The 4,751-nt window shown below is 65.5% G+C and carries 6 protein-coding genes; 3 read left to right on the plus strand and 3 right to left on the minus strand.

The annotated features are described in order from the left end of the window. Positions 1-632: 632 nt before the first annotated feature. Positions 633-860 (plus strand): hypothetical protein, encoded by a 228-nt coding sequence (locus MKL20_RS08165; protein WP_244036260.1) that lies wholly within the window; start codon positions 633-635, stop codon positions 858-860. A 221-nt stretch (positions 861-1,081) separates the two neighbouring features. Here MKL20_RS08165 and MKL20_RS08170 read toward each other — a convergent pair whose 3' ends face one another. Next, positions 1,082-1,480 carry a hypothetical protein gene (locus MKL20_RS08170; RefSeq protein WP_244036261.1) on the minus strand — a complete coding sequence of 133 codons (399 nt, stop codon included), beginning with the start codon at positions 1,478-1,480 and terminating at the stop codon, positions 1,082-1,084. 19 nt (positions 1,481-1,499) lie between these two features. After that, positions 1,500-2,261 carry a hypothetical protein gene (locus tag MKL20_RS08175; RefSeq protein ID WP_244036262.1) on the minus strand — a complete coding sequence of 254 codons (762 nt, stop codon included), beginning with the start codon at positions 2,259-2,261 and terminating at the stop codon, positions 1,500-1,502. A gap of 311 nt (positions 2,262-2,572) precedes the next feature. Here MKL20_RS08175 and MKL20_RS08180 point away from each other — a divergent pair, with 311 nt between their 5' ends. Continuing rightward, complete coding sequence (locus MKL20_RS08180) at positions 2,573-2,839, plus strand: hypothetical protein (protein WP_244036263.1); 267 nt, start codon at positions 2,573-2,575, stop codon at positions 2,837-2,839. Positions 2,840-2,901: 62 nt separating this feature from the next. On the opposite strand, the gene MKL20_RS08185 is transcribed toward MKL20_RS08180, so the two are convergent. Continuing rightward, positions 2,902-3,543: a PAS domain-containing protein gene (locus MKL20_RS08185; protein ID WP_244036264.1), complete on the minus strand. Its 642-nt coding sequence runs from the start codon at positions 3,541-3,543 to the stop codon at positions 2,902-2,904. A 361-nt stretch (positions 3,544-3,904) separates the two neighbouring features. On the opposite strand from MKL20_RS08185, the gene MKL20_RS08190 reads away from it, so the two are divergent. After that, the gene (locus tag MKL20_RS08190) at positions 3,905-4,231 is read left to right on the plus strand and encodes an integration host factor subunit beta (protein WP_244036265.1); all 327 of its coding nucleotides are present in this window, start codon (positions 3,905-3,907) and stop codon (positions 4,229-4,231) included. Positions 4,232-4,751 lie beyond the last annotated feature (520 nt).

Below are 4,751 nucleotides of genomic sequence, written 5' to 3' on the forward strand. Positions count from 1 at the left end.
CGTCCGTCGAACCATCTGGCGCCAGGAAGCTTCTTCGATGTCAGGCCGCAGGCGCGACCGCAGGAAACGTCGGTTCCGTCTTCCACCAGCCTGGGCCTTCGCCCTGTGCCAGGCGGCCTGAATGGCCAAAGTCGAGCTAAGCACCTAAGAGGCGGGCCAATGGGAGAACGCTTATGAAGGCACCACTGCTTGCTGTTGCAGCCATTCTTGCCCTGGGCAGCGCCGCATTCGCTGCTGAAAGTGGAGCTGGCGGCTCAAGCCGCTCAGGAACCGCGAACAGTACCGGCCCGAACGATGCGGGCTCAGGCTCATCACCCGGTGCGGCCGGCAGCGGCCCTTCAACTGGCGGGATGAGCCGCTCCGGCACGACGAACAGTACGGGGGCTAACGACGCCGGGTCGGGCTCGAAGCCAAGCGGGACCAGCGGAACGCCTGGCAACCGCTAAACGGCGGTCGAATGGGGCGGCCTTACCGCTTCCCCATTCGCGGCTCAGCTATTCCGATTGAGCGTGCGGTCGCATCCGCCTCGTCACGACACGGTCCTGCAGACACCAACCGTTAACCGGATTGTCACTCGCTCGCCGCATGTCGGCGGTAGGCACTCTCGCTCCCGCAACAGCCGTGAGCAGAGCATGACGCGAGCCGACCTCGACAAGCGCGCAGAGCTGACCGTGTGGCCCGGCCGGGGGCTAGCGCACGTTGCACAGGGTCACGAGTTCCCGACGCTACGCCAGGCTCTCGCGGCAGCCGCTGAAGCCATAGACGCAGAAGACGCGCAGCCCTGGATCATCACAGAGGACGGCGACATTCTCTCGCCTCGTTGGATCAGAGCCAACACAGGATCAAGCCGACTACAATAACGGGCCGTGAGCCGGCGCTTGCGGTCTCCAGTCCCGCCGCCGCACCGACCCTCACGCGACTGCCCGGCCAAGGCTTCACGGGCGTCCTGCGGGGAACTGGCCCGGAGAACGCCTGTCGTCACGTGCTTGCCCGCCGCATGCCTTGCGGTGTCGCGAACGCCTCGGGCGCGCTAACGGGAAGAGATAGCTCTGTAGCAGGCGCCAAGGTTGGTTGTCGTCGCTCACCATGCCGCAGATCTCGACGAACCTGCGGAGGACCGGACGCTAGGCTTGGCCCTGCGCAGCACCTCGATGAGGAAGCCGATTGCACTGCGAGCGTGGGACTGCGCCACGGTCAGAAGCTCCGCCCGATTTGGGACTAGATCTACCGGCCGACGAGCGATGTCCTCAACAGCACGCAGGGCTGATCGGACCGTATCCAGGGCGCTGTAGAGACCAGGTGTGTTGCCCGCCGCGTTCGCGCGAAGCGTCAGCAGGCAGGCCTCGGCGTCGCGCAGGGTGGCTCCGTCCGAAGTGTCGGATTCGGCAACCGCCCGGATCGCGCCGGCGAGTGCGTCGATCGATGGCGCGAAACAAGGCTGCAGCCCTGCGCCTGTGATCAGACCGTTGTCGTTCGTCATACCGTCCGCCTGCGTGCGCCTACCGCATAGCTATTCCCGGGCCACGACCCGCACGGATTCGGAAACGTGCCTCTCGGTCGAGGTCGCCAGCCGCTTGTCGGCAGCCCTTCTTCGATTCCCCATCCACAACTTGCCTTTGTGGATCTCCCCTATCCGTGGGGTGAATCGGTTTGCACCCTATGCTGCCCCAGAGCGCCGGTGCCGCGGATCGCCCTCCACGTCGCAGCCACTGGAGCCATTCCCGCGAGATGATGCGAATCACGTTCGGGTCCGACTTCCGGCCCTGGTGACGTCGCTCCTGAATGGTCAGCAACCCGTCCCCCTCGGCCAGACGGATCGCGGCCTGCGCCAGCCGCCGGCAGACGCCCGCCCGTGCCGCGATGGCGTCGATACACAGCCCGCAGGCGCCGTTGCGGGCGACCTCATCGCCCACGATCCGCAGGACCGCGAGCTGCCCGGTGGTGAACCGGGATCCGAGCGCGGGCGGCATCGGGCCGGAGCAGGCCAGCCGGCGGCGACGCTCGATGGCCACGGATCGCTCAGGAGCCCGCTGGAGGCGCTTGGCTGGAAACAGCGTCACACGGCCGAGCGGAATGCCAACGGGCGCCACGGCCTCCCGTATCGCATTCCTGCGGGCATGCAGCGTCTCGGCCAAGCCCTGGGCTTCGGCATCGGTGACGGTCTCGGCGGCGTGAACCTGCCAGATCTTGCGCGACAGGTCGTCGAGCTGCGCCAACGTCCGCGCGCCCTCGATCGCCGACCGCATGGTGGCGTGAAACATCGAACCCGGTCCCTCACGGGCCGCGGCTAGGGTCCAGGCAAAGCCTTCCCGTTGACGGAAACGAGTTCCGTCTTGACTCCCGAGGGAATCATGTGGCTTGTGAGGGGCAGCGCGCCGGGCCTCACAAGGCCTCAGGTTTTTCGACAGCCTCTTCCTTGCCGGGAAGGGGCTGTTGGCTTTTCAGGGTCTCAGATCCGCAGCGGTTGTTCTCCTGAAGACAGCCGCGACTCGCCAAGGCGGGTCCGGCCGGAACGGTCCATGTCGGCCGGGCGGCACGGTTAAGTCAACGTCAGGGAATGATCAGCGCGCCTATGACTGCCGCACTACCGACCGTCGCCGACCTGCGCAGGTCCGGCCGCATCAGCAGCCAGGAGATCGTCGCGGCGATCGACGCCTACATGATCGACCCGACGGCCGGCCCCTACCTGTTCGCCAGTGGCTACAGCCTCGACGTGTCCGCGCTCGTGGCCTCCACGATCGACCCTACGGAGGTCGCGAACCGCGCCGGTCCGCAGGAGAAGACGTTCCGGAACGCGGTCGCGGCCGTCGTCATGGCGGCACATCCGACTGTGCCGTGAATTATCGGCTGCTTGGTCCCGGCTGCGGCATCAGCACCTATACGACCCGCGATGGTTTGGGCTCAGTGCAGCTTCGGATCGCGAAATGGCCTTGATGCTGCGGCCACCTGGCCGTCCGGCAGCCCCGCCGCGATCTGGCGGCCGAGTTCGAATAGCAGTGCTTTCAGAGACGGACGGAGACGGGCAGCGCTGTCGTCGTCGAGCTGGTGCATCAGATCCAAAAGCTTCAGTGCGCCGTCGGCCATGGTCTCTGCGGGCGAGCCCAGCGTCTCGCATGCCGCCAGATAACGCGATGGTCCGTCGACATGACCGTCAGCCCGCGTGTCGGTCACGTCGATGACGATCCCCCGCCCACGCATCCGTCCGTCCGGGCCTCGCTCATAATGTCCGCGCACTAAGACCCAGCGCACGATGCCAGGCGCTGGCATGATGCGGTGCTCCCACACGAACAGCCCGCCTTGCTCACGCACGCTTCGGCGCAGTTCCGGGTCGCGAGAAACCTCATCCGGGTGGAAGATCGAGAAGAGATGCGATCGTGAGATACCCTCGGCGGCCTCCGCATCGGTCAGACCGTACATCTGCCCCATAACCGCATCGCCGCGGATGCGATCTGTGCTGACATCCTCCTCCCACAAACCAATGCTGAGGGTGGTCAGCGGCAACGAAGCCGACGACAGAATGCTGTTCGAAGACCGACGCGGCATGCGTCATCCAACCGTATTTGCAATCTCGGTGTCGGCTTGCAACACAACTTTCCGTCGAAGCGCAACTGCGGTATACAATCGCACGTTCATAAAGGTGGTTGGTTTAGGATGGCCGAACGTGACAAGGGCAACGGCCGAGACATCCGCCTCCCCTCAGCGGACAAAATTGCTCAAGCACGTGAGCGCGAGGGCAAGCTGCGGATGTTGAAGCGTCTCAGCGACGCCCTGGGCAGGCCGGTTGGGGACTTCTACACGGCTGAGCCTGAGGTTCCTCCAGACGCCTCAGGCGGTAAGGCTCAAAGGTGAGGAATAGGGCCTGCCCGCACTTGCCCCGACGCCGGTGTCTTGGCACGCCGCAGCCATGATCCGATCCGAGCTCGTCGCCCGCATCACGGCGCAGAACCCGCACCTCTACGAACACGAGATCGATGCGCTGGTGAAGGCGATCTTCAACCGCATCTCCCAGGCGCTGGCGGACGGCGACCGGGTCGAGCTGCGTGGCTTCGGGGCGTTCGAGGTCAGGCATCGCGAAGCCCGCGCCGCACGTAACCCGCGCACCGGTCAGGCGGTGGAGGTCGAGGCCAGGACCGCCATCCACTTCAAGCCCGGTAAGGCGATGCGGGAGCAGCTGAAGCTTAAAACATCGGATCCTGAGGACGACGTGGAGCGCGTGCGGCGAGCGTCGTAGGAGGCGTCGCCGCCAAAGCTTGCGCCATCGCAATCCTCTGCTCGCGCGGGTATCCGCTCTTCCGGAGCTTGTTGACGAACTGGCGCGTGCCTGGCGGGTAGATCCGAACACCGCCGTTTATGGCAGTAGCTGCACTATGGTCCGGTGTGGCGAGAACCCACCGATGGACGCAGGACCGGCTCACGCCTAGCGCGTTCGCGATCTGCTGGATGGGCGTGTGTTCAGCCCGCATTGCGCACGCCCGTGCCTTCAGTACGGCAAACAGCTCGCCGGTCTCGGGGTGCCTACGGTTCAGAAACTTGCCCATCAGACAATAAGTCCGGCTTTGTCGGTTCTCGATCGGGGGATGAGGCGTCGCGCACCTGAAGATCGGCAGATGCTGCGCTACAGTGGCGACACCGGCCCCTGTAGTCGCGCCCGCACCTGAGCAACGGCTTCAGGCTCGGGGATCTCCAGCAAGGCGGCGATGGCCTCGTGACAGGCCACCCAGCGTCTCGATGTCCGTAGCAGTCCAAGCCCA

The organism is Methylobacterium sp. E-066 (assembly GCF_022829635.1).
GTDB lineage: Bacteria > Pseudomonadota > Alphaproteobacteria > Rhizobiales > Beijerinckiaceae > Methylobacterium.

Excerpts from the sequence above, each read along its gene's own strand:
- MKL20_RS08165 (WP_244036260.1), top strand. The coding sequence starts at position 633 with ATGACGCGAGCCGACCTCGACAAGCGCGCAGAGCTGACCGTGTGGCCC.
- MKL20_RS08170 (WP_244036261.1), bottom strand. The coding sequence starts at position 1,480 with ATGACGAACGACAACGGTCTGATCACAGGCGCAGGGCTGCAGCCTTGT.
- MKL20_RS08175 (WP_244036262.1), bottom strand. The coding sequence starts at position 2,261 with ATGTTTCACGCCACCATGCGGTCGGCGATCGAGGGCGCGCGGACGTTG.
- MKL20_RS08180 (WP_244036263.1), top strand. The coding sequence starts at position 2,573 with ATGACTGCCGCACTACCGACCGTCGCCGACCTGCGCAGGTCCGGCCGC.
- MKL20_RS08185 (WP_244036264.1), bottom strand. The coding sequence starts at position 3,543 with ATGCCGCGTCGGTCTTCGAACAGCATTCTGTCGTCGGCTTCGTTGCCG.
- MKL20_RS08190 (WP_244036265.1), top strand. The coding sequence starts at position 3,905 with ATGATCCGATCCGAGCTCGTCGCCCGCATCACGGCGCAGAACCCGCAC.